This is a genomic window from Kluyvera sp. 1366 (genome assembly GCF_054823405.1).
This window is the reverse complement of the sequence record NZ_JBTRDW010000002.1, coordinates 291,444-316,490: the sequence shown is the minus strand read 5'-3', so window position 1 is coordinate 316,490 and position 25,047 is coordinate 291,444. Positions and strand designations below refer to the sequence as shown.

The 25,047-nt window shown below is 55.0% G+C and carries 20 protein-coding genes; 11 read left to right on the top strand and 9 right to left on the bottom strand.

The features are described from left to right. Positions 1-83 precede the first annotated feature (83 nt). Positions 84-2,765 carry an aconitate hydratase AcnA gene (gene acnA, locus ACVLVH_RS04955; protein WP_101764271.1) on the top strand — a complete coding sequence of 894 codons (2,682 nt, stop codon included), beginning with the start codon at positions 84-86 and terminating at the stop codon, positions 2,763-2,765. Between the two features lie 49 nt (positions 2,766-2,814). Here acnA and ribA read toward each other — a convergent pair whose 3' ends face one another. Further along, positions 2,815-3,408, bottom strand: a complete 594-nt coding sequence (gene ribA / locus ACVLVH_RS04950; protein ID WP_097097212.1) for a GTP cyclohydrolase II — start codon at positions 3,406-3,408, stop codon at positions 2,815-2,817. A 228-nt stretch (positions 3,409-3,636) separates the two neighbouring features. On the opposite strand from ribA, the gene pgpB reads away from it, so the two are divergent. The 5 genes from pgpB to yciH all read left to right on the top strand — a co-directional run bounded on the left by pgpB (position 3,637) and on the right by yciH (position 7,244). Further along, the gene (pgpB, locus tag ACVLVH_RS04945; protein WP_192411723.1) at positions 3,637-4,401 is read left to right on the top strand and encodes a phosphatidylglycerophosphatase B; all 765 of its coding nucleotides are present in this window, start codon (positions 3,637-3,639) and stop codon (positions 4,399-4,401) included. 128 nt (positions 4,402-4,529) lie between these two features. Then, positions 4,530-4,835, top strand: coding sequence for a LapA family protein (locus ACVLVH_RS04940; protein ID WP_101764273.1), 306 nt, complete (start codon positions 4,530-4,532; stop codon positions 4,833-4,835). Positions 4,836-4,841: 6 nt separating this feature from the next. After that, positions 4,842-6,011 (top strand): lipopolysaccharide assembly protein LapB, encoded by a 1,170-nt coding sequence (gene lapB, locus ACVLVH_RS04935; protein ID WP_110866246.1) that lies wholly within the window; start codon positions 4,842-4,844, stop codon positions 6,009-6,011. Positions 6,012-6,213: 202 nt separating this feature from the next. Beyond that, positions 6,214-6,921 (top strand): orotidine-5'-phosphate decarboxylase, encoded by a 708-nt coding sequence (gene pyrF, locus ACVLVH_RS04930; protein WP_176969981.1) that lies wholly within the window; start codon positions 6,214-6,216, stop codon positions 6,919-6,921. Continuing rightward, complete coding sequence (yciH, locus tag ACVLVH_RS04925; RefSeq protein ID WP_110866244.1) at positions 6,921-7,244, top strand: stress response translation initiation inhibitor YciH; 324 nt, start codon at positions 6,921-6,923, stop codon at positions 7,242-7,244. The genes pyrF and yciH overlap by 1 nt, the downstream gene beginning before the upstream one ends. A 68-nt stretch (positions 7,245-7,312) precedes the next feature. Here the strand turns inward: yciH and osmB are convergent, their stop codons facing one another. Then, the gene (gene osmB / locus ACVLVH_RS04920; protein WP_008106509.1) at positions 7,313-7,531 is read right to left on the bottom strand and encodes an osmotically-inducible lipoprotein OsmB; all 219 of its coding nucleotides are present in this window, start codon (positions 7,529-7,531) and stop codon (positions 7,313-7,315) included. A gap of 246 nt (positions 7,532-7,777) precedes the next feature. On the opposite strand from osmB, the gene araD reads away from it, so the two are divergent. The 3 genes from araD to ACVLVH_RS04905 all read left to right on the top strand — a co-directional run bounded on the left by araD (position 7,778) and on the right by ACVLVH_RS04905 (position 11,019). Further along, positions 7,778-8,476 (top strand): L-ribulose-5-phosphate 4-epimerase, encoded by a 699-nt coding sequence (gene araD, locus ACVLVH_RS04915; RefSeq protein WP_192411724.1) that lies wholly within the window; start codon positions 7,778-7,780, stop codon positions 8,474-8,476. 547 nt (positions 8,477-9,023) lie between these two features. After that, complete coding sequence (gene kdgT, locus ACVLVH_RS04910) at positions 9,024-10,007, top strand: 2-keto-3-deoxygluconate transporter (protein ID WP_007892437.1); 984 nt, start codon at positions 9,024-9,026, stop codon at positions 10,005-10,007. 145 nt (positions 10,008-10,152) lie between these two features. After that, positions 10,153-11,019 carry a crotonase/enoyl-CoA hydratase family protein gene (locus ACVLVH_RS04905; protein WP_007892438.1) on the top strand — a complete coding sequence of 289 codons (867 nt, stop codon included), beginning with the start codon at positions 10,153-10,155 and terminating at the stop codon, positions 11,017-11,019. Positions 11,020-11,034: 15 nt separating this feature from the next. Here ACVLVH_RS04905 and pdeR read toward each other — a convergent pair whose 3' ends face one another. The 5 genes from pdeR to ACVLVH_RS04880 form a co-directional block, all read right to left on the bottom strand. Beyond that, a complete protein-coding gene (gene pdeR, locus ACVLVH_RS04900; RefSeq protein ID WP_101764279.1) occupies positions 11,035-13,020 on the bottom strand; it encodes a cyclic di-GMP phosphodiesterase in 1,986 nt (661 codons plus the stop codon). A gap of 156 nt (positions 13,021-13,176) precedes the next feature. Continuing rightward, positions 13,177-13,473, bottom strand: a complete 297-nt coding sequence (locus ACVLVH_RS04895) for a YbdD/YjiX family protein (protein WP_192411725.1) — start codon at positions 13,471-13,473, stop codon at positions 13,177-13,179. Further along, positions 13,466-15,532: a carbon starvation CstA family protein gene (locus ACVLVH_RS04890; protein ID WP_110866240.1), complete on the bottom strand. Its 2,067-nt coding sequence runs from the start codon at positions 15,530-15,532 to the stop codon at positions 13,466-13,468. Before ACVLVH_RS04890 ends, ACVLVH_RS04895 begins: the two co-directional genes overlap by 8 nt. A gap of 184 nt (positions 15,533-15,716) precedes the next feature. Further along, positions 15,717-17,651, bottom strand: a complete 1,935-nt coding sequence (locus ACVLVH_RS04885) for an exoribonuclease II (RefSeq protein WP_462061705.1) — start codon at positions 17,649-17,651, stop codon at positions 15,717-15,719. A gap of 124 nt (positions 17,652-17,775) precedes the next feature. Next, positions 17,776-20,082 carry an FdhF/YdeP family oxidoreductase gene (locus ACVLVH_RS04880; protein ID WP_498948876.1) on the bottom strand — a complete coding sequence of 769 codons (2,307 nt, stop codon included), beginning with the start codon at positions 20,080-20,082 and terminating at the stop codon, positions 17,776-17,778. 244 nt (positions 20,083-20,326) lie between these two features. Between ACVLVH_RS04880 and ACVLVH_RS04875 the strand changes: the two genes are divergently transcribed. Both ACVLVH_RS04875 and ACVLVH_RS04870 read left to right on the top strand, forming a co-directional pair. Next, positions 20,327-21,916 (top strand): PTS transporter subunit EIIC, encoded by a 1,590-nt coding sequence (locus tag ACVLVH_RS04875; RefSeq protein ID WP_498948874.1) that lies wholly within the window; start codon positions 20,327-20,329, stop codon positions 21,914-21,916. Between the two features lie 80 nt (positions 21,917-21,996). After that, positions 21,997-22,893: a LysR family transcriptional regulator gene (locus tag ACVLVH_RS04870; protein ID WP_498948872.1), complete on the top strand. Its 897-nt coding sequence runs from the start codon at positions 21,997-21,999 to the stop codon at positions 22,891-22,893. Here ACVLVH_RS04870 and ACVLVH_RS04865 read toward each other — a convergent pair. After that, entirely contained in the window at positions 22,890-24,011 is a 1,122-nt protein-coding gene (locus ACVLVH_RS04865) for a CMD domain-containing protein (RefSeq protein WP_498948870.1), read from the bottom strand. The genes ACVLVH_RS04870 and ACVLVH_RS04865 overlap by 4 nt on opposite strands. 198 nt (positions 24,012-24,209) lie before the next feature. Next, entirely contained in the window at positions 24,210-24,998 is a 789-nt protein-coding gene (gene fabI / locus ACVLVH_RS04860; protein ID WP_007892455.1) for an enoyl-ACP reductase FabI, read from the bottom strand. Between the last annotated feature and the right edge of the window lie 49 nt (positions 24,999-25,047).

The window sequence follows — 25,047 nt, the reverse complement described above, 5'->3', positions numbered from 1 at the left end:
ACGTTAACGGCAATGTAGTCTATCTTTAAGTTAAACCTTGCAGTCACTGAGGTTTAAAAAAGATTCACTTACATGGAGGCGCTATGTCGTTAACGTTACGCGAGCAGAGTCAGGACACGCTGGATGTTCGGGCAAAAAAATATCATTACTACAGCTTGCCCAAAGCAGCTCAGCAACTGGGCAATATCGATCGCTTGCCCAAGTCGATGAAAGTCCTGCTGGAAAACCTTTTACGCTGGCAGGATGGTGATTCTGTCACGCTTGAAGATATTGAAGCGCTGGTCGCCTGGCAAAAAGATGCTCACGCCGATCGTGAGATTGCCTATCGTCCCGCGCGTGTATTAATGCAAGATTTTACCGGCGTACCGGCGGTGGTAGATTTGGCTGCCATGCGCGAAGCGGTGAAACGCCTTGGCGGCGACGTCGCCAAAGTCAATCCCTTATCCCCGGTAGATTTGGTTATCGACCACTCTGTCACCGTGGACCATTTCGGTGATGACAAAGCCTTTGATGAAAATGTGCACCTGGAAATGGAGCGCAACCACGAGCGCTACGTTTTCCTGCGTTGGGGGCAAAAAGCTTTCAATCGATTCCGCGTAGTTCCGCCAGGCACCGGGATTTGTCATCAGGTCAATCTGGAATACCTCGGTAAATCTGTCTGGCATGAGACGCTGAATGGGCAAGAGATCGCCTATCCCGATACGCTGGTGGGCACCGATTCGCACACCACCATGATCAATGCGCTCGGCGTATTGGGTTGGGGCGTTGGCGGGATTGAGGCTGAAGCGGCGATGCTTGGCCAGCCGGTCTCAATGCTGATTCCTGACGTAGTCGGTTTCAAACTCACTGGTAAATTGCGCCCGGGCATCACCGCAACGGATCTGGTGTTAACCGTTACGCAAATGCTGCGCAAACATGGTGTTGTGGGTAAATTCGTAGAATTTTACGGCGACGGCTTAGCCGATCTGCCGCTTGCCGATCGCGCCACCATCGCCAATATGGCGCCTGAGTATGGTGCGACCTGCGGCTTTTTCCCTGTCGATGATGTCACCCTGAGTTATATGACGCTCACTGGCCGCGATGCGGAGCAGGTTGAACTGGTTGAGGCTTATGCTAAGCAACAAGGTATGTGGCGTAACGCGGGTGATGAGCCGGTGTTCACCAGCTCTCTAGCGCTGGATATGGGCGACGTCGAGTCCAGCCTGGCCGGTCCAAAACGTCCGCAGGATCGTGTATCACTCGGTGATGTTCCTACTGCCTTTGATGCCAGCAACGAACTGGAAGTTAATCAGGCGCAAAAACCGCATAAAACCGTGAGCTACCGCGATAGCGAAACTGGAGAAAGCTATCAACTGGATGACGGTGCGGTCGTGATCTCGGCGATTACCTCTTGTACTAATACCTCAAACCCTAGCGTGCTGATGGCTGCCGGTTTACTGGCGAAGAAAGCCGTTGAACGTGGTCTGATGCGCAAGCCCTGGGTTAAGGCCTCACTGGCACCTGGCTCCAAAGTGGTTTCTGACTACCTTGCTGTGGCCCAGCTTACGCCATATCTGGACGAATTAGGATTCAATCTGGTCGGTTACGGTTGTACTACTTGTATCGGTAATTCCGGCCCGTTACCGGACGCGATAGAAAGCGCGATTAAAGAGGGTGATCTCACGGTTGCCGCGGTGCTTTCGGGTAACCGTAACTTCGAAGGCCGAATTCATCCGTTAATTAAAACCAACTGGCTGGCTTCGCCGCCGCTGGTGGTTGCTTATGCCTTAGCGGGTAATATGAAGCTCAATCTGCAATCCGATCCGCTCGGCCAGGATCGTCAGGGCAACGATGTTTTCCTCAAGGACATCTGGCCTTCGCCGGAAGAGATTGCGGAAGCGGTGCAGAAAGTCACCAGCGACATGTTCCACAAAGAGTATGCCGAGGTGTTTAACGGCACGCCAGAGTGGCAGCAGATCAAAGTCAGCGAAGCGGCAACTTACGATTGGGATGGTGATTCCACCTACATTCGTTTATCGCCATTCTTTGACGACATGGAGAAAACGCCGAAGCCGGTGCAGGATATCAAAGGCGCGCGCATTCTGGCGATGCTGGGTGACTCCGTCACCACCGACCACATTTCTCCAGCGGGGAGCATCAAAGCCGAAAGTCCAGCCGGACGCTATTTGCTGTCGCATGGCGTTGAGCGCACCGATTTCAACTCTTACGGTTCGCGTCGTGGTAACCACGAAGTGATGATGCGCGGCACCTTCGCCAATATCCGTATTCGTAACGAAATGGTGCCGGGAGTTGAGGGCGGTTATACCAAACACTTCCCAACTAACGAGCAGTTGGCGATTTACGATGCGGCGATGAAGTATCAGCAGGAAGGTGTGCCGTTAGCGGTGATTGCTGGTAAAGAGTACGGTTCCGGCTCAAGTCGGGACTGGGCAGCAAAAGGGCCGCGCTTACAGGGCGTGCGCGTGGTTATCTCCGAATCCTTCGAGCGTATTCACCGCTCTAACCTGATTGGTATGGGGATTCTGCCGCTCGAGTTTCCGGCTGGCGTGACGCGTAAAACGCTGCAGCTTACGGGTGAAGAGTTTATAGATGTGGCAAATCTGTCGCAGCTTAAGCCGGGTGGCACGGTAACCGTAATTCTGACGCGCGCGGATGGCAGCCAGGAGACGCTGGAAACGCGCTGCCGTATCGATACGGGTAACGAGCTAACCTATTACCAGAACGACGGCATTTTGCATTACGTGATCCGCAACATGCTGAACTAAAAGAAAAAGCCGGGATTTCCCGGCTTTTTTTATCTGCTTTAAAATCTGCTTAAGACTTCGGCAACAGATGACCCATTTTCTCGGCTTTCGTATCGAGATAATGTGCGTTTTTCGGGTTACGCCCGACAACCAACGGCACGCGTTCGACGATATTGATACCGGCTTCACTCAGGATCTCAACTTTGCGCGGATTGTTTGTCAGCAAGCGCACTTCATTGACGCCCAACAGTTTGAACATATCTGCACATAGCGTGAAGTCACGCTCATCAGCGGCGAAACCGAGCTGATGGTTGGCTTCGACCGTGTCGTAGCCTTTATCCTGCAATGCATAAGCACGAATTTTATTCAGCAAACCGATGTTACGACCTTCCTGACGGTGATACATCAGAATGCCACGACCTTCTTCCGCAATCGCCGTTAACGCCGCTTCCAGCTGGAAGCCGCAGTCACAGCGCAAGCTGAACAGGGCATCGCCGGTGAGACATTCGGAATGGACGCGCGCCAGCACCGGATTGTGATCGCTAATATCACCATAAACCAGCGCGACATGGTCGTGGCCGGTTGCCAGTTCTTCAAAACCAACCATCAGGAAATCTCCCCATGGCGTGGGCAGTTTGGCTTCTGCTACCCGTTTAAGCTGCATGTGACTCTCCAGAACCTTCAGAGGATGCGCTATCATCATGATAACGCACGGGCCATGTGGCCCGATGAAACTTACGCTATTGTGCCACAACCCGAACGGCTGCCGTTAATCGGTCAGAGTGATTGTAGTGATAAAGCACAATTATCCAAGCCGCAATAGGTATGTTATTCTTTTTTCAGCTAAAGTTATGCTTAACGCACCTGTTAATCCTGATCTAAAAGGAAGCGAATGTTAAAAATCATTCAGCGCACCACCTTAGGGGCGTTTTTATTGTTGTTGATGCCGTTGGGCGTGTGGATATCTAACTGGCAATGGCAACCCGGGGAAAGCGGCAATCTACTTCGCGCGCTGTTTTGGATGACGGAAACCGTTACCAGTCCTTGGGGCATCCTCACCAGTATCATCCTCAGCGCCTGGGTGTTGTGGTGTTTACGCTTTCGGCTTAAACCCGCGATTCTGCTCATTCTTATCATGAATGGTGCGATTCTTGCTGGTCAGTACACCAAATCCTCAATCAAAGAGCATGTGCAGGAACCGCGCCCCTACGTCATCTGGCTGGAAAAAAGTCATGGCATTAACGGTGATGAGTTTTATCAGCTTCATCGCCAGCAGCGTGGCGAAATGGTCTCAACTTTGCTGGCCAATGACACTCAGCTGCCGCAATGGCTGAAGAATCATTGGGCATTTGAAACCGGTTATGCGTTTCCTTCCGGGCATACCATGTTTGCCGCCAGCTGGGCGCTTTTAGCCATCGGCCTGTTATGGCCGCGCCGTCATTTTGCCACCGTTGCCGTATTATTCGTTTGGGCGACCGCGGTGATGGGCAGCCGTTTAGTGCTGGGTATGCACTGGCCGCGTGATTTAGTGATGGCAACGCTGATATCCTGGTTATTGGTGACCGTTGCTACGCTGCTGGCCCAGCGTTTCTGCGGCCCGCTCACCATCCCACCAGAGGAACATCGTGAGATCGCGCAACGTGATGATGGATTGTAATCAGCCTATTCATCCCCATATGATTGATTGTGCTTGCAGAAAAAAGCGCTAACTGATGTGGGGATAAGCAGCATCGACGGCGGTTTTTTGGCATACTTCTATTGGATAACCTCTCGACAGGACGCATTGTGAAATATTTGCTTATTTTTCTCGTGGTATTGGTCATTTTCATCATCTCCGTCACGCTCGGAGCGCATAACGACCAAATCATCACTTTTAACTATCTGCTAGCGCAGGGCGAATTCCGCATTTCAACACTGCTCGCCAGCTTGTTTGGCGCTGGATTCCTGCTGGGATGGGCGATTTGCGGTCTGTTCTGGTTACGCTTACGTGTTTCTCTGGCAAATGCACAGCGTAAGCTTAAACGTATGCAGGCACAGAATGAACAATCAACTGCAGTGATCCCATCACCAACTGCCAGTCGTCGGGATTAATTTTCGATGCTTGAATTGCTGTTTCTGCTTCTTCCTGTTGCTGCGGCGTATGGCTGGTATATGGGCCGCCGCAGTGCACATCAGGATAAGCAACAGGAAGCGAACCGCCTGTCGCGCGATTATGTGACCGGCGTAAACTTCCTGCTCTCCAATCAACAGGACAAAGCGGTTGATCTCTTTCTCGACATGTTGAAAGAGGACAGCGGCACGGTTGAGGCGCATCTGACGCTTGGCAATCTGTTCCGTTCGCGTGGTGAAGTTGATCGCGCCATTCGCATTCACCAATCCCTAATGGAAAGTGCGTCGCTCAGCTACGAGCAGCGCTTGCTGGCGATCCAGCAACTCGGCCGCGATTACATGGCAGCCGGATTGTACGATCGTGCCGAAGATATGTTTGGGCAACTGGTTGAAGAGACCGATTTCCGTATTGGCGCGTTGCAGCAGTTATTGTTGATTCATCAGGCAACCAGCGACTGGCAAAAAGCCATCGACGTGGCGGAAAAGCTGGTTAAGCTCGGCAAAGATAAGCAGAAAGGGGAAATTGCCCATTTTTACTGTGAGCTGGCGTTGCAGGCATTAAGCAGTGATGACCTTGATCGGGCGATGAGCTTGCTGAAGAAGGGCGAGTCAGCCGATCATCAAAGTGCGCGCGTCTCAATCATGATGGGCCGCATTTTGATGGAGCAGGGCGAGTACGCTAAAGCCGCCAGCCGACTGCAGCGCGTGCTGGAGCAGGACAAAGAGCTGGTGAGTGAAACGTTACCCATGCTGGAAACCTGCTACCAGCGCCTGAACCAACCCGAAAACTGGGCGCAATTTTTACAGCGTTGTGTCGACGAGAATACCGGCGCCGCAGCAGAGCTTTATCTCTCCGATATTCTTGAGCAACAGCAGGGACCGGAAGCGGCACAGCTGTATATCAATCGTCAGCTTCAGCGTCATCCGACGATGCGTGTGTTTCATCGTTTGATGGATTTCCACTTACACGAAGCGGAAGACGGACGTGCGAAAGAGAGCTTGATGGTGCTGCGCGATATGGTCGGCGAGCAGATCCGCACTAAGCCGCGATATCGCTGCCAGAAATGTGGCTTCACTGCCCATGCTCTGTATTGGCATTGCCCATCTTGTCGCGCCTGGTCTTCAGTTAAACCCATCCGTGGACTCGACGGCCAATAAATGGCCGCATAACTCTTCTGGTTACACCTTTTTAGTTACAACATACTTGTAAGTTTGATTAAGAAACTGCTTTGGCATCGTGCAGCTAGCAGTCAAACAGGCAAGTTCTGACGGCAGCGTGATTGTCGGCACCCGCCTGCGCAGGTAGAATGCTTGCCGTTTGTCCATCGCGCCTGCGGGTGCCAGTTACTGAGGAAACGTTATGCCTGTAACCACTTCACCTATTCTGGTGGCACTCGACTATCATGATCTCAACAGCGCGCTGCAGTTTGTAGATCGCATCGATCCAAGTCAGTGTCGCCTGAAAGTGGGCAAAGAGATGTTCACGCTGTTTGGTCCATCGCTGGTGAAAACGCTGCAGGAACGGGGTTTTGAAGTGTTCCTCGATCTCAAATTTCATGACATCCCAAACACCACCGCACATGCAGTCGCGGCAGCAGCCGATCTTGGCGTGTGGATGGTCAACGTGCACGCCAGCGGTGGCGCTCGCATGATGAACGCGGCTCGTGAAGCGCTGGTGCCATTCGGCAATGATGCGCCGCTGCTGATTGCCGTCACCGTGTTGACCAGCATGGATGAGGACGACCTTAAAGGTTTGGGCATTACCTTATCTCCAGCCGAGCAGGCTGAGCGGCTGGCGCGTTTGACCCGCGATTGCGGCCTGCACGGTGTGGTTTGTTCGGCGCAGGAAGCCGCGCACTTTAAGCAGGTGATTGGTCAGGATTTCGCGCTGGTTACGCCAGGCATTCGTCCGGCCGGCAGCGATGCGGGCGATCAGCGCCGTATCATGACGCCGCAGCAGGCAAAACTCGCGGGCGTGGATTATATGGTCATCGGGCGTCCGATCACCCAATCCGCCGATCCGGCCGCCACGCTGCAGCAAATCCTGCAAAGTTTACAGGAGGCTTAATGGCTCAGGACAATCGATTGGTGTATTCGACCGATAGTGGTCGTATCACCCATGAAGAAGAGAAAGCACCACGACCGAAAGGCGATGGCATCGTGCGTATTCAGCGCCAAACCAGCGGACGCAAAGGTAAGGGCGTGTGTCTGATTACCGGTGTCGATCTGGATGATAGCGCGCTCGAAAAACTGGCTGCTGAACTAAAGAAAAAGTGTGGTTGCGGTGGAGCAGTAAAAGAGGGCGTCATTGAGATTCAGGGCGATAAACGCGATTTGATAAAAACGCTGCTGGAAGCCAAAGGCATGAAAGTCAAACTGGCGGGCGGTTGAAGCAGTTCGGGCCACTTTTAGGTGGCCCGTTGTTAAGTAGATGCGCTGCGTAGCCTGATAATTATAATTTATTTGCTGATCTGGTGGCCGATGATGCCGCCGACAGCTGCGCCACCAACGGTACCAAGTCCGCTACCGTTGGTCAGCACTGAACCACCAATGGCACCCGCACCCGCACCGATTGCGGTATTACGGTCGCGTTTAGACCAATTCGAACAGCCGCTCAGCGCGACAACTAGTGTTGTTGCCAATACGGCAGCAGTAAGACGTTTCATTGTTGTAGTCATTAACTTCTCCTTGATTGTTAACACCGTGGTAACCATATAAGTATAGATGTTACACCGCACTCGGCAGGGTAAAACGGTCCTAAAATGCGAGTTTGCAAGCCACTTCTTGTTTAATCATCAAAACCAACCCGCGCCACACATTTAACGCCTTAGCCACTTTCCGCAGCTTTTACAGCCGTTCCATCCATAACGCTTTTTCTCCCTGCTCCGCACAATTCAGCTATCACAGTTCGCAGGAGAAAAAAGATGCTGGAAGCGTTAAAGCAGCAGGTGCTGGAAGCCAATCTCGATTTACCCCGTTACAACCTGGTCACCTTTACCTGGGGCAACGTCAGTGCGGTGGACCGCGATCGGGGTTTACTGGTGATCAAGCCGTCGGGCGTGAAGTACGAGCAGATGCAGCGCGACGATATGGTGGTCGTCGATCTCGCCAGCGGCGAGGTAATAGAAGGGAAAATGCGCCCATCCTCGGATACGGCCACCCACCGCGCGCTTTATCTCGCCTGGCCAGAGATCGGCGGCATCGTGCATACGCACTCTCGCCATGCCACCATTTGGGCTCAGGCTGGACGTGAAATCATCGCGTTAGGCACCACGCACGCCGATGATTTTTACGGCACCATTCCCTGCACGCGGCAGATGAAGCGCGAAGAGATTGAGCAGGAATACGAGTGGAATACCGGCCAGGTGATCACTGAAACTTTTGCACAGCGCGGAATTGAACCAACGGCAATCCCCGCCGTGCTGGTGAATTCCCACGGCCCGTTTGCCTGGGGTAAAGATGCGCATGCTGCGGTACACAGTGCGGTGGTATTAGAAGAGGTGGCCTATATGGCATTGCATACCGAGCAGCTGCGCACTGAGTTACCGCCGATTTCGCAAACTTTGCTTGATCTGCACTACCTGCGTAAGCACGGTAAAAATGCCTGGTATGGGCAGAATTAAAGTCAATTCTGAAACATATACACCTGCTGGCGTAATGCCAGTTAATTAAGCTAATGGTGAGCGCGCAGGCCGGTGACACTTTTGGTCCGGCGGTCCTCGCGCCGCTAGCGCGGTACCTTCACTTTGCTCGTCTGCCTGACGGACCGGCGGAGACGTCCTGTCACGGCTTCGCCTTTCGCCCGCGTCCTGCGGGCTCTCCTGGCCTCCTCGCTTCGTTCAGCGCTGCGGATTGCCGGCCCAAAAGTGTCACCGGCCTGCTCATCAGCTTCAATGCGTGTTGTTGACAAGGGCAGATGCGTCAAAGCCCGCACAGATAATCCATCCCTACAGAAAAAACGCCTCCGGGTGCCTCTCATTTAACTTCAAATCACCTGGTATGGCGATGCGTATCATAAATACAAAATGATCGATCAATAAAAATAAAACAGCGTTTCATAAATGCATTTGCGATCACTTTTTTCCTTTCTGCCAATCGTTATCTTGCTCGCCATGCCATCTGGCAATTCATAAAAACACCTCCCTCTGGCTCAGTTAAGGTGACACCTTTATGCATATCAAACGTGCAATCGATAAAATTCCTGGCGGCATGATGCTGATTCCGCTGTTTTTGGGCGCGCTGTGCCATACGTTCTCTCCGGGCGCAGGTAAATACTTTGGTTCGTTCACCAATGGGTTGATGACCGGCACCGTGCCGATTCTTGCGGTGTGGTTCTTCTGCATGGGCGCATCCATCAAACTCAGCGCCACCGGCACAGTACTGCGTAAATCGGGCACGCTCGTGCTCACCAAGATTGCGGTGGCGTGGGTGGTCGCGGCGATTGCTTCACGTGTGATGCCGGAAAATGGCGTGGAAGTGGGTATGTTTGCCGGTCTCTCGACGCTGGCGTTAGTGGCGGCGATGGATATGACCAATGGCGGTTTATACGCATCCATCATGCAGCAATACGGTTCGAAAGAAGAGGCCGGTGCGTTTGTCTTGATGTCGCTGGAGTCCGGGCCGCTGATGACGATGGTGATTCTCGGCACCGCAGGCATTGCGTCGTTTGAGCCACATGTCTTCGTTGGCGCGGTACTGCCGTTTATCGTCGGGTTCGCGTTGGGTAATCTCGATCCCGAACTGCGCGAGTTCTTTGGCAAAGCGGTTCACACACTGATTCCGTTCTTTGCTTTCGCGTTGGGTAATACCATTGATTTGACCGTCATCGCGCAAACTGGCCTGCTGGGCATTATGCTGGGTGTCGCAGTGATCATTGTCACCGGCATTCCGCTGATTATTGCCGATCGACTGATTGGCGGTGGCGATGGGACAGCGGGGATTGCGGCATCCAGCACCGCAGGCGCTGCCGTAGCCACGCCAGTGTTGATCGCCGAGATGCTGCCACAGTTTAAACCGGTCGCACCCGCCGCAACGGCATTAGTTGCTACTTCGGTCATTGTCACCTCCGTCATTGTCCCCATCATCACCGCGGTTTATTCACGACGCGTTAAGCGTTCTCATGTTGCTGTGGGGCAACGCGCTGCCATCAAGTAAGCCCGCTAATGCTTCCCCGGCCGCTGGTCGGGGATATCTCTGGATTTTGCTTTATAAATCAATCTCTCATTTGGTCTGGCCTCACTCTGGATTACGCTGATGTGGCGTTTAACGCACTACATAAACATAAACAGAGGATGAGACAATGACAGTAATTAACCAACCAACATGCAGACTGTTCACCGAAGTTGGACAAACCACACAGCTCGCGGCCTACTATGAAGAGGGTCGCCGCACCATGTGGATGATGCTGCGTGCGCAACCCCGTCCGAGTTTTAACCACGAATTAATTGAGGAGATCATGAACCTGAGCTATTCCGCTCAACGTTCCGGTCTGCCGATTGATTTCTGGGTGACGGGTTCGTTAGTGCCACAGATGTTTAACGCCGGAGGCGATTTGCGTTTCTTTGTGGAATGCATTCGCAACAACCGTCGTGAAGCACTGCGCGCTTATGCGCGTGCCTGTGTCGACTGCATCCACTCCGCAGCGCGGGGTTTCGATACCGGTGCGGTCACGCTGGCGATGATTGAGGGCAGTGCGCTCGGCGGCGGCTTTGAAGCGGCGCTGGCACATCACTTCATTCTGGCGCAGAACAGCGCGCGCATGGGTTTCCCGGAGATCGCATTCAACCTGTTCCCGGGTATGGGCGGCTACTCGTTAGTGGCGCGTCGGTCTGGCATGAAGCTGGCCGAAGAGCTGATTATGGAAGGTGAGTCACACAGCGCGGAATGGTATGAAACGCGTGGTCTGGTCGACAAGGTGTTCCAGCCGGGCGATGGTTATCGCACCACACGCACCTTCATCGATACGTTACGTCCAAAACTGAACGGCGTGCGGGCAATGCTGAAAGCACGTCAACGCGTATTGCAGTTATCACGCGCTGAGCTGATGGATATCACGGAGGACTGGGTCGATTATGCCTTCACACTGGAACCTAAAGACATTGCTTACATGGAACGACTGGTACAACTGCAGAACCGTCATAGCGCATCCTTGCGCAAAGCCGGCTAATCTCGCAGACCAGCGTTAAACGCGGGCAGGATGCTTAGCCAGCCAATGCCCGAGCTGTTCTGCGGGCATTGGTTTTGCATAATAATAACCTTGACGCCCATCGACACCGTTGGCCATAACAAACTTCTCTTCGGCTTTGGTTTCAATGCCCTCGGCGATCACCTGCAGCTTCAGGGCTTTGGCCACCGCGACAATCGCACGCACCAGCGACTGCGCCACGGGTTGTTTGTTGATATTACGTACAAAGCTCTGATCCAGCTTAATGGCATCAATCGGGACGCGCGCCAGTTGAGAAAGTGAGGAGTAACCGGTACCAAAGTCATCGAGATGCACTTGCGCACCCAGCTCCTGGAACTGTTTCATCAGCATCAGCGCACCGGCTTCATTCTCAATCAGACAGCTTTCCGTCAGTTCGATATCAATCGGACAATCGGTCAAACCGGCTTCATTCAATGCCTGTTTCAGATCGGTGTAAATGCTCTGGTCGATCAGCTGCTTAGCCGAGACGTTAACCGCGACGCGCAGAAAGATGCCTTCGCTGCGCCACTTAATGATCTGCTGCAGCACGTTGAGCATCACCCAGCGGCCCAGGGGCACAATCAAACCGGACTCTTCGGCGTAGGAGATAAAATCGCCCGGCGGCACCAGACCACGCTCTGGAGAATTCCAGCGCACCAGCGCTTCGGCGCTCAGCACTTCGCCTTCGGCATTGAGTTTTGGCTGGTAGTGCACCACCAGATGATCCAGCTCGAGCGCTTTGCGCAGGTTGGTATCGAGCCACAGATATTCAAACACGCGCTGATTCATCTCATTAGCGAACACGCAAAATTTGCCGCGGCCGTTTTCTTTGGCGTGATACATCGCGGTATCGGCGTTACGAATCAGGCTTTCACGATCTTCACCATGCAGCGGGGCGAGGGCGATACCCAGCGAGCAGCCGCTGTAAACCTCAATCAGGCCAATGCGGAATGGCTGGCGCAGCCGCTCAAGAATACGCGACGCCATCGCTTCCAGCGCTGCCTGGCTGGTGTGTTCCGCCAGCACCACGAACTCATCGCCGCCAAGGCGCGCCAGCGTCTGGTCTTTGCCAAGACAGCTGAGGATGGCCAGCGACACGGCTTGCAACAGCTGATCGCCAAACATATGGCCGTAAGCGTCATTTACCTTCTTAAAATTGTCTAAATCGAGGTACACCACACCGGTCTGACTGCCATTCGCCAGCTCCAGTGCCAGACTAATCTGCTGATGGATCGCGTTGCGATTGGGCAAGCCGGTGACGGTATCGGTATTGGCCAGCACGCGCAGACGTTCCTGAGCGCGGCGCTCTTCGGTTATGTCGGTTCCGGAACAGATGAGGAAAATTTCATTTTTCCCGCTGCCGCTGTGAACGAACTTATTACGAAACAGAAACAGTCGCTGACCTTTACGGGTTTTTATCCAGCGTTCAACTTCGTAAGAACTGCCTTCACGGAAGAAACCGGCGATATTACGGCGTGATGCCTGCGCTTCCTGCTTGGTCATAAACAGCTGGAATACGTTGCGGCCAATCACTTCCTGCTCTTTCAGCCCGGTGTACTCTTCACTCAAACGGTTGAAACGCTGGATATTGCCGCGTTGATCGAGGATCACGATGACGGAATTCGCCTCAGAAACCACTTGCTCGGCGAAGGATAAACCCAGCGTCAAATCGCGCGCGACAGACGACGTATCGCCCCAGGCTGACGAGGTGCCTGCCCAGGTAGATTGATTGACTTTACGGCCGACAAAATGCATCGGAACAGGTTCGCCATGCAGCGACAGCGTGAGGTTAATACTTGAGGTAATGACCGTCATCGCACGTAATAAACTGGCTTGTGCGGGAGTCAGCGGCACCGCCATATTGGTGTTTGCGTTCTCATCTTCGGCAAAATGCAGAGCATCACTATCTGAAGTTAAACGCCAATGAGGGCTGGTGGTGCCAAACAAGGTATATAGCAATGTTTGCCCTTGTTCATCGGTCATGGAAACTTCCTCCGGGGGAATGCTCAGCGGGCGGTATCTCATTATTTTAGCAACAGTATTCAACCTCCTGCGTCAGCACAAGATGCAATCCAAATATATTTTTGTTTTTATTAAAGAATGGCACGAAAAAGCCCCGACAAGCGGGGCTAATCTCTGTTAGCAAGGGCACTTACCGAGTTTTCCGGCCTGGCTGGGAAAGCGGGCATCGAGGCAGTGACGGTGAAAAGCGCGCTCATCCATGGGGGCGATCGTTGGATGATGTTCGCGCATATGCTTCAGATAAGTTTGATAGTCATGAACGCCGACCATTAAACGAAAACTTTGCTGCAATCCCTGCCAGATGCGCTGCCAGCGCGTAAGATTTTGCCCAGCCGTGGCGGCTGCGATTGGTAAGCACTGCTGAATGTGCCACGCCCCGATGGGTTTTCTCCAGTGATAAATGGACTCAGACATTTCGCACCTCTTTGCGCAGTGAGATCTCAGATTCATGGGTGGTTGGCACCGTGCTGTTGAGCGCCCGACGAATCACGAAGAAGGCCGCCACCAGCATGGTCACTGCCACCAGCATGAAGAAGGCGCACAGGGCCGCGTTAATTTGATTGCTGAAGACGATGGTTTGCATGTCAGCGACACTCTTCGCCGGGGCGATGACGATGCCGTCATCAATGCCTTTGCGGAACTTGTTGGCCTGCGCCAGGAAACCAATCGAAGGTTTTTCGTGGAAAATCTTCTGCCAGCCCGCGGTCATCGAGGTAATGAACAGCCAGGCGGTTGGAACAATCGTCACCCACGCATAACGCTGCTTCTTCATTTTGAACAGCACCACGGTGCCGAGAATCAGCGCCATTGACGCCAGCATCTGGTTGCCGATACCAAACAGCGGCCACAGCGTATTGATGCCGCCGAGCGGATCGACCACGCCCTGATACACGAAGAAACCCCAGCCCGCCACCGCGACGGTGGTTCCCGCCATGTTGCCCAACCATGAACGGTTATTCGCCATCGACGGTACCACGGTGCCCACCAGATCCTGCACCATAAAGCGACAGGCGCGGGTGCCGGCATCCACAGCGGTCAGGATAAACAGCGCTTCAAACAAGATGGCGAAGTGATACCAGAACGCCATCATGGCGCGGCTGTTAAACACTTCGGTGATGATATGCGCCATGCCGACCGCAAAGGTTGGTGCACCACCGGCACGCGAAAGAATGGTGCTTTCGCCGACGTCGCGCGCAATGCCGCTCAGCATCTCTGGCGTCACCACGAAGCCCCAGCCGTTAATCACCTGCGACGCATTTTCCACCGTGGTGCCAATCAGCGCGGCAGGGGAGTTCATGGCAAAGTAGACGCCCGGATCAAGCACCGAGGCACAAATCAGCGCCATGATCGCCACAAAGGACTCCATCAGCATCGCGCCGTAGCCGATGAAACGGATATGGCTTTCGCGCTCCACCAGTTTCGGCGTGGTACCGCTGGAAACCAGCGCATGGAAACCTGAAATGGCGCCACAGGCGATGGTGATAAACAGGAACGGGAACAGCGCACCGGAGAAGACCGGCCCGGTGCCATCAATAAATTTGGTCACCGCGGGCATCTTCATCTCGGGCATGGCAAACACGATGCCAATGGCCAAACCGATGATCACGCCAATTTTCAGGAAGGTGGAGAGATAATCGCGCGGTGCCAGCAGCAGCCACACCGGCAGCGAAGAGGCGACAAAACCGTAGATCACCAGCACCCACGTCAGCTCCGTGCCTTTCAGCGTAAACAGTGGGCCCCAATAGGGATCGGCCGCCACATTGCCGCCGTAAATAATCGCCGCCATCATCAGCACGAAGCCAATGATCGACACTTCCGCGATTTTTCCCGGACGCAGGAAGCGCATATACACGCCCATAAACAGCGCAATCGGAATGGTTGCGGCAATGGTGAACAAACCCCATGGACTGTTGGCCAGCGCCTTCACCACCACCAGCGCCAGCGCGGAGAGGATGATGATCATCACACCCAGCGCGCCGAGCATGGTGACCACGCCAGCGAATGAGCCGAGCTCCTGACGCGCCATCTCACCCAATGAGCGGCCATCACGACGCGTTGAGATAAACAGGATCAGGAAATCCTGCACCGCACCGGCAAACATTACGCCAACCAAAATCCAGATGGTGCCTGGCAGGAAGCCCATCTGCGCCGCGAGAATCGGGCCAACCAGCGGGCCCGCACCGGCAATCGCTGCAAAATGGTGGCCGAACAGCACCCATTTATTGGTCGGCACATAATCGAGGCCGTCACTTAAGCGCTCCGCCGGCGTGCGACGGCGATCGTCCAGTTCGAAAATACGCTTAGCGATAAACAGGCTGTAAAAGCGATAGGCAATGCTGTAGCAGGCGACGGAGGCAATCACCAGCCACACCGCGTTGACGTGTTCGCCACGGCTGAGGGCCAGCATGGCAAATGCGCCCGCGCCAATTAACGCCACCGCTAACCAGATGAGACTGGTTTTGACGTTGTTCATGAGTTAACTCCTTGTAGGGACCGGGAAAAGAGGCGATCGAATACAACAAGTTAAAAGTAATGTAATGAATTGTTAACGACAGACAAAGGCATTAGAAATGTGAAGCGGAATGCAAATTTAACATTTGCTAAAGCGGGCGGAGAGAAATGCGGGATAACGGCTGTTATCCCGCGAGTTTTCATGCTCAGGCGGCCGGACGCGCGACCACGCTGCGGGTTTCCATACGCACTTCGGCGATGGTCACGTCGATGATGTCAGTGACACGGTATGCGACTTCACCTTTTATCTGCACGGTGCCGCTTTCCTGCGAGCACACCAGCTCATCACGCACCGCGTGGATGAACGGCGCAGGAATGAAGGCTACCGCGCCATTCTCCAGCAGACGAACGCGCATGCCGCCGCGAGACACGTCGATGATCTCGGCGCTGAACTTGCGATCGGTAGCGGCAAACGGTGCAAGGAAGCGGGCATACAACCAGTCACCAACATCGCGCTCGGCCATGCGGTTCAGGCGACGACGTTCGCTCATGATGGTGGTCAGCTCATCCTGCGGACGGCCAGTGCTTTCACCGCGCACGATCGCCTTCAGCAAGCGATGGTTAATCATGTCGCCGAACTTACGAATCGGCGAAGTCCAGGTCGCGTAGGCTTCGAGGCCAAGACCAAAGTGCGGGCCCGGCTCGGTGCCGACTTCTGCAAATGACTGGAAGCGACGAATGCGGCTATCCAGATACTGGGTTGGCTGCGCATCGAGTTGACGACGCAGCTGGCGGAAGCCTTCCAGCGTGGTAATCGCCTGCGGATCCACGGTGATGCCATGCCCTGCCAGCACGCCAGCGGCCTGCTCAGCATTGGCCAGATCGAAACCGGTGTGCAGGTTATAGATACCGAAGCCCAGCTTCTCCTGCAGCACTTTCGCGGCACAGACGTTAGCCAGAATCATTGACTCTTCCACGATGCGATTGGCGATGCGACGTGGCTCGGAGATGATATCCAGTACTTCGCCTTTTTCGCCCAACACAAAGCGGTAGTCCGGACGATCTTTAAACACCAGCGCGTGGGTTTGACGCCATTCGCTGCGCGCCAGGCAAACCTGATGCAGCAGGCGAATCTGCTGAGCAATGGCGTCGTTTTCAGGCTGCCAGCTGCCGCTGTTTTCCAGCCAATCGGAAACTTCGTCATAAACCAGCTTGGCTTTCGACTCGATCCACGCAGCAAAGAAATGCACGTCATCAGCCAGGCTGCCATCTTTCAGCACGGTAACGCGGCATGCCAGCGCGGGACGACGCTCGTTCGGACGCAGGGAACAGACGTCGTCAGAGAGTTCGCGCGGCAGCATCGGTATGTTGAAGCCCGGCAGATAGTTGGTGAACGCGCGTTTCGACGCTAGCTTATCCAGCTCGCTGCCTTCTGCCACGTAAGCGGTTGGATCAGCGATAGCGATGGTCAGGATCCGATTGCCGTCGGCAGCCTCTTCCACGTACAGCGCATCATCCATATCCTGGGTGCTGGCGCTGTCGATGGTGACGAAGTTCAGTGCGGTCAAATCTTCACGCTGCAGATGTTCGTCGAGCATCTCACCAAAACCGACGTCCGGAGCCTGACGTTCGAGGTTATGGCGCGACAACGTTACCCACCACGGCGCGAGGTGATCGTCCGCAGTGACAATGAATTCGGTCAGTTCAGCATAGAAACCGCGATCGCCTTTCAGCGGGTGACGACGCATCTCTGCTACCGCCCAATCGCCGTTCTGGAAATCGTGGGTCACGCCACGTTCGGCGCGGCACTGAATCGCCTCTTTCAGCAGCGGATGATCCGGCACAATTGACAGGCGATCGTCTTTCTTCTGCACGCGGCCGACAAAGCGGGTCAGGAACGGCTCAACCAGGGTTTCCGGCTCGGCACTCTCGCGGTCTTTATCGGTGTGGATCACGGCCGAAATACGGTCGCCGTGCATCACTTTCTTCATCTGCGGTGGCGGAATGAAGTAGCTTTTCTGGGCATCAACTTCGAGGAAGCCAAAGCCTTTTTCCGTACCTTTAACAACACCTTCGACGCGCGGAGTCTGCGCGTGAAGCTTCTCTTTAAGCTGCGCGAGCAGCGGATTATCCTGGAACATAATTTATATAGTTTCGTGGCCTAAGAGCGGCTGACAGTTTTACGCGAATCGGGTCCGCGCGGCAAGGCCAAAACAGGCTAAAAAGCCGCTTTACGCGGCTTTTTACCTTCTGATAACGCTTTGGTCAGGCGATACGTTGTGACGGTGTGGCGGCGCTTAATGCCAGCTTCACCGGCACCGATTTTGAGGTCGGCGTACCGCTGCCGTCGCCAAAACTCGAGAGCGGCACCAGCGGGTTGGTTTCCGGATAATACGCCGCGAGGTTACCGCGCGGAATGTTATACGGCACCAGCTTGAAACCGCTGACGCGACGGGTTAAACCGTCATTCCACAGCGTCTCGATATCCACCAACTGGCCTTCAGTGAAGCCCAGCGACGTCATATCATCCGGATGGATAAACACCACTTCGCGCTGACCGTACACGCCACGATAACGGTCATCGAGGCCGTAAATCGTGGTGTTGTACTGATCGTGTGAACGCAGGGTTTGCAGCGTGAACGGCACCGCGACATCGCCCAACTGCGGGAACAGCGACGTTGGCAGGGCGGCGGCGCTGAACTCAGCACGTTTGCTTGGCGTATTGAAGCGCAGCTCGGCGGCAGCGCTACCCAGGTAGAAACCGCCCGGAATGTCGCACTTGTTATTGAAATCAGCAAAGCCGGGAATCGTGGCGGCGATGTGATCGCGAATCAGATCGTAATTGCCTGCCATCGCCAGCCAGTCGATTTTATCGCTGCCTAATGTCGCATGGGCGATGCCAGCCACAATCGCGGTTTCAGAACGCTGCGTCTCTGCCAGGGGAATGCCGACGCCTTCTGAGGCGTGCACCATGCTGAACGAGTCTTCCACGGTGATGTACTGATTACCGCTTGCCTGACGATCGCGTTCGGTACGGCCCAGCGTTGGCAGAATCAGCCCTTCGCGGCCTGGCACCAAATGGCTGCGATTGAGTTTGGTGCTGATGTGCACGGTCAAACCGCAATGCTGCAACGCTTCTTCGGTGACCGGTGAATCCGGTGCGGCCGCCGCAAGGTTGCCGCCCAGCGCAATCAGCACTTTCACTTCGTCACGCAGCATCGCGTTCAGCGCTTCAACGGTGTTGTGACCATGCTCGCGCGGGGGTTCGAAATCAAAGTGCGCGCCGAGCGCATCGAGGAACGGCTTGCCCGGTTTCTCATCGATGCCCATGGTGCGGTTGCCCTGCACATTACTGTGGCCGCGCACCGGACACAGGCCTGCGCCTTTCTTGCCCAACTGACCAAACAGCAGCTGCAGGTTGGTGATCTCGCGAACGGTATCCACCGAGTGTTTATGCTGAGTAATGCCCATCGCCCAGGTGACAATCACGCGTTCAGCACTTTGATAGATCGCCGCCGCTTCACGAATCTGCACTTCGCTGAGACCGGATTGGCGCACGATATCGTCCCAGCGGGTGTTATCAACGGCGGCAAGATACGCGTCAATGCCATGAGTGTTGGCATCGATAAACGCCTGATCGAAAATGCCTTCTTCACCGACAGCTAAACGTGCACGCTGTAGCTCAAGCAGGGCTTTCACCATGCCGCGCACCGCTGCCATATCGCCGCCCAGATTAGGTTGGTAATAGGCGGAACTGATGGTGCCCGCCATCGACGTGACAATCTCCAGCGGCTTTTGCGGGTCGGCAAAACGCTCGAGGCCGCGCTCGCGCAGCGTGTTAAAGGTGACAATTTTCGCGCCGTGATCGGCAGCGTGCCGCAGGCTGTGCAGCATGCGCGGATGGTTGGTGCCCGGATTCTGACCCAACACGAAAATCGCGTCGGCATGATCAAAATCATCCAGACGAATGGTGCCTTTACCCACGCCGATGCTGCGTTTCAGGCCGGTGCCGCTGGCTTCGTGGCACATGTTGGAGCAGTCGGGAAAGTTGTTGGTGCCCATCACACGGCCAAAAAGCTGATAGAGCCAGGATGCTTCATTGCTGGCGCGGCCGGAGGTGTAAAGCTCCATTTGATTTGGATGATCCATCGCCTTCAAATGGCGAGCAATCAAGGCTAACGCATCGTCCCAGCTGATCGGTTCGTAGTGGTCGGTCTCGCTGTTGTAGCGCATCGGATGGGTTAAGCGTCCCTGATACTCAAGGAAGTAATCGCTCTGTTGATAAAGAGTGCTGACGCTGTGCTGGGCAAAAAATTCCGGCGCAACCACACGACGCGTGGCTTCCCACGTCACCGCTTTTGCTCCGTTTTCACAGAAGCTGAAGGTACTTTTATTGTCATCGCCCCATGCGCAACCTGGGCAGTCGAAACCGCGCGCTTTGTTCATGCGCATCAGGTTTCGCATGTTCTTCAGGGCAGCTTTACTATCAAGGACGAAACGGGTGGTGGCTTCCAATGAACCCCAGCCGCCCGCAGCAGCGCGATAGGGTTGAATCTTACGTTTAAATTTCATAGTTGCAGGCTTATTTGTTTATGAGTTGTTATCAGAATATGTCTTCTGTTAGCGGGGAGTGTGCGACTCTCCTTAAAAGTTGTCTAATTGATTGGTTTAATGGTGCGATAGGCGGCGTTTATCGTGAAACGCACGTAAAGCGTGACATAAGTCAAACTTTCCCGGCTGTTAAGGGGCGGCAGTTACGTGCTGCTGAGATAACTGACTAATAATTGCTCTTTCCATTCTGAAAAGGGCACGCAGCATGAAGAATCTGGCAAGCCAAATTCACGCCTTCGGTAAAGCCTTAATGATGCCCATCTCGGTGATTGCTGCCGCAGGGATCTTTCTTGGCCTGGCCGCCGCAATGCAAAATCCGGCCATCACCGGCGATGCCTTCGCCAGTCTGCAGGTGCCACAGCTGATTATCGGGTTTATCCGCAAGGTGGCGGGCGCGCTGTTCGCCAATTTGCCGCTGTTCTTTGCGGTGGCCAGCGCCATCGGGCTGGCGAAAGCGGAGAAACCGACCGCCGCCTTTGCCGCCGTAATTGGCTATATTGCTATGAACGTCGGTATCAGCTCCACGCTGGCGTCGAAAGGTTTGACGGCCGCTACCACCACGCCAGAAGCGCTGCAGAAAGCGGGTATGGATCAAACTGCGGCGATGATGACGTCGGCCGAATACATCGACATGCTCGGCATCTTTACTTACAACATGAGCGTGCTGGGCGGCGTGATTGCTGGATTGATTACCGTGCTGCTGCATAACCGTTTTTACACTCAGCAACTGCCGACGGCGATCAGCTTCTTTGGTGGACGTCGCTTTGTGCCGATCGTGACCGTGGTGGTGCTGCCGCTGGTGGGCGTGCTGCTGGCGTTGATTTGGCCGACCATCGGTGAAGGCATCGCGTGGGTGGGTTTGATGATTGGTAAAAGCGGGCAATACGGTGCCTTCCTGCTTGGCACCAGCGAACGCTTACTGATTCCCACCGGTTTGCACCATATCCTCAACGAAACCGTGCGCTTCACACCGATTGGCGGCATGGCAACGGTTGATGGACAAAGCATCGTCGGCGCGCTGAACATCTTCAACACCTCGCTAACGCATCCCGGCGCCATCCCGGACGATACGGTGCGCGGCGCGACGCAGTTCCTCGCGCAGGGCAAAATTCCGGTAATGATGTTTGGCTTACCAGCCGCCGCGCTGGCGATCTACCACACTGCGCGCCCTGAGCATAAGCAGCGCGTTAAAGCGCTGGTGCTGGCCGGTGCACTGACTTCCTTTACCACCGGCATCACCGAGCCGCTGGAGTTCTGTTTCATCTTCGTGTCGCCGGTGCTGTATATCCTGCATGCGCTATTAACCGGCCTGTCATTTATGTTGATGTCGATGCTGCATTTGATGATTGGCAACGTGCAGGGCGGCGCCATCGATCTGGTGGTGTTCGGCATTCTCGGTGGCAGCAAAACGCATTGGTGGTGGACGATTGTGCTCGGCGTAATTTATGTGCCGATTTACTACTACGGCTTCCGTTTTGTCATCACGCGGATGCGGGTTGAAACGCCGGGACGGGAATCCGATGAGGAGCACAAACCCGAACAGGTGGCGGCGGATGAGCGCACCAAAGTGATCATCAGCGGGCTGGGCGGCGAAGGCAATATAGAGGACGTCGATTGCTGTTTCACCCGGCTGCGCGTGCGGGTCAAACAGATGAATGAGGTGGTCGATCAAACGTTACTGACCACCGGCGCGAATGGCATCAATCGCGTCAGCGAACACGATATTCAGGTGATTTACGGCCCGCAGGTCGAGAAGATCGCCAACGACGTAAAAAGTGCCTTGGGTGTGGCGTAACATAATGGCCGCTGCGCGTGGACGCAGCGCAGCGGCAACCGCCATGATACACTGCTGTTTTCCAGCCAATTCTGCTTTCCATGGACATCAAACAATTAATCTATCTGACAAATCTTGAACGCGAACGCCACTTTGGCCGCGCGGCAGAGGTTAGCTTTGTCAGCCAGCCGACGCTATCGATGCGCCTGAAAAACCTCGAACGCGAATTAGGGCTGTCGCTGATCAACCGCAGTAATAATTTCGATGGCTTTACGCCAGAAGGCGAGCGCGTACTGACCTGGGCGCGAGAAATTGTTTCGGTGTATCAGGGATTGAAGCTGGAAGTGGAGTCGCTCAAGCATGGCGTCAACGGCACCTTGCGGCTTGGCGTGATGCCGCAGTGCAGCGTGGCGCTGCCTGCGTTGTTGAAAGCGGTTGAAGCGCGTTATCCACAGCTGGATTATCGCGTGGCCGCGATGAGCGCCGATCAACTGCTGGAAGCGCTCAACAGCCACACCGTGGATGGCGGTATCGGCTTTTTTGAACTGACGTCACTGCGCGAGCTGCATTTTCAAACTGCGCTGTTGAAAGATCCGGGCGTCGAGGCGCTATTCAATCCGGCGCATTTTCCGGGGCTGCTCGAGCAAGAGAACATCTCGCTCGCCACGCTTGCCTGCCAGCCGCTGTGTCTGGCAGAGCCCACGCGCTATTTTCGACGCTATCTTGATGGGCAGCTGCGGGAAACCGGCTTGGTCCCACGCGTGATCGTTGAGAGCGCGTCGATTATGCAACTGCTGCAAAGCGCGCAGGTTGGTTTGGGCGTGATGGTGTCGCCATGCGGGCATCTGTTGCCGGAGCTGATGCAGAATCTGGCGCGGCGGCCGATTGAGATGGCGCCGATGGGACGGCAGGCGGCATTAGTGATTGCCGAGCCGGGCAGAGCATCGCCGCTGGCTCAGCATTTCTTTGATGAAGCGCGGCGGCATCTGCCCAATTAACGGGTTTCACCGAGCGCCATCAGCAGGCGATCCTGCCAGCTGGCGAAAGCCACCGCTTGCAACAGCGTGAAGATGCGTTCGCTGCCCCAGCCCGCGTTCAGCAGCGGCTGCAAATGCGCAGCGCTGAAGCGGTCGGGCAGGCGCGTGAGCTGGGCGCTGAGTGAAATCACCGGCGATGCTGCGCCAGCGCTTTCGACATCCTGCAGCAGTGCGTCACGCCATTCATCGGTAACAAAATCAAACTGACGTCGACAACCCAGCACGCGTGCGCTAACCGCCTGCGCCAGCGCTTCATCCCCGGCAAAATGTTCACTCAGCCGCTGTTTTAGCGTGGCGAAGCCATACAGCACTTGCGCATCGTGCACCAGCAGCCAAATGGCATCATCCAATCCCTCAATGCCCTGACAGAAGGTAACCGCCGCCAGTTGATCGGCGCTGGCATAGCGCAGTTCAACCGGTTTCAGCGCGTGCTGCCAGCCGTCGTTGCCGGTAAACAGCGCTGCGCTGGCGTCCGGCGGCGGTGTTACGCCCGGAATCCAGCGCACCGGCAAGCCCATCATCGCCTGCAGCGATGCCACCACGCGTGACTGATAGCTGACATATCCCACCAGTTGATTCAGCGTGACGATATCGGGCTCGGTTAAGCCCACCGCGTCCAGCGCGCTGATGCTGTTGGCGGTGATCAGTTCCGGCTGCATCGCCAGCTGACGCGCATATTGGGTGATTTGCGTCAGGCGATTATTACTTTCACGTGACGAGTCCGGACCCGGCAACGGATTGAGCCGGGCTGAGTAGTGATTGCACAGGCGCTGCACGCCGGCGACCTGCGCCACCGTTAGCGCGGTGCTGAGACGATCGTACAGCGTTAAGGTGTGGGTCAAACTGGTGGCAAGCGTATCGGGAAACAGAATCTGACTGAGATCGCGCGCGGCCAATAACGCAGGCTGAAAACGCGACAGCAGCGGCTTTAACGCGGTCGCTTCCTGTTGCAAACCGAGTAAGAAACGATCGTCGATATAGGCGGCTTCGGGCACCAGCGGCGCAGTGGCGGTGCTATTCGGGCGAGTCTGGCTTTCATAAAACCAGTGGTCATGGCCGGGAGAACGGCGTTGTTCCATGGTCATTCCTTGCGCTAAAAACGGACTTGCTGCACAGCGTGCGAATCTGAAAAGCAGGCATGCAACAAAGGGCTAGCTTATCGTCGCTGAACGGCTGTCCACGGCAAAAGAATGTTGGGGAATAATTAATAGCTTACGAGTATAAGGAGGGCGTTATTTGAAGAGGAGGTCGCCATGAAAGGCGACCTTAGGTAAATCTTATTTCAGTTCCAGCTCGTTCATTGCGGCAATGCTGAAGCCGCCATCAACGTGTACCACTTCACCGGTGATACCACCCGCCAGATCAGAGCACAGGAATGCAGCTGAGTTACCCACGTCTTCGATGGTAACGGTACGACGAATCGGGGTAACCGCTTCGCAGTGCGCCAGCATTTTACGGAAATCTTTGATGCCTGATGCAGCCAGCGTACGGATTGGACCGGCAGAAACGGCGTTAACACGCGTGCCTTCTGGACCCATCGCGTTCGCCATGTAGCGCACGTTAGCTTCCAGTGACGCTTTCGCCAGACCCATCACGTTGTAGTTCGGGATAGCGCGCTCTGCACCCAGGTAAGACAGGGTCAGCAGGGCAGAATTCGGGTTCAGCATTGCACGGCACTCTTTCGCCATCGCCACAAAGCTGTACGCGCTGATGTCGTGAGCGATTTTGAAGCCTTCACGGGTCACGGCATTCACGTAGTCGCCATCCAGCTGATCGCCAGGTGCGAAACCGATGGAGTGAACGAAACCGTCAAATTTCGGCCAGGTTTTTGCCAGTTCGGTGAACAGCGCAGTGATGCTCTCGTCTTCAGCCACATCGCATGGCAGAACAATGTCTGAACCCAGATCTTTAGCAAACTCTTCCACACGACTTTTCAGTTTGTCGTTCTGGTAGGTGAAAGCCAGTTCTGCGCCCTGTTTGTGCATCGCCTGCGCAATACCGTAGGCGATTGAGAGTTTACTGGCAACGCCAGTAATCAGAATGCGCTTACCGGAAAGAAAACCCATAGCTGTAATCCTTTTGGTCATTGTTGTTGGCGGTCGCGATGGTTGAAAA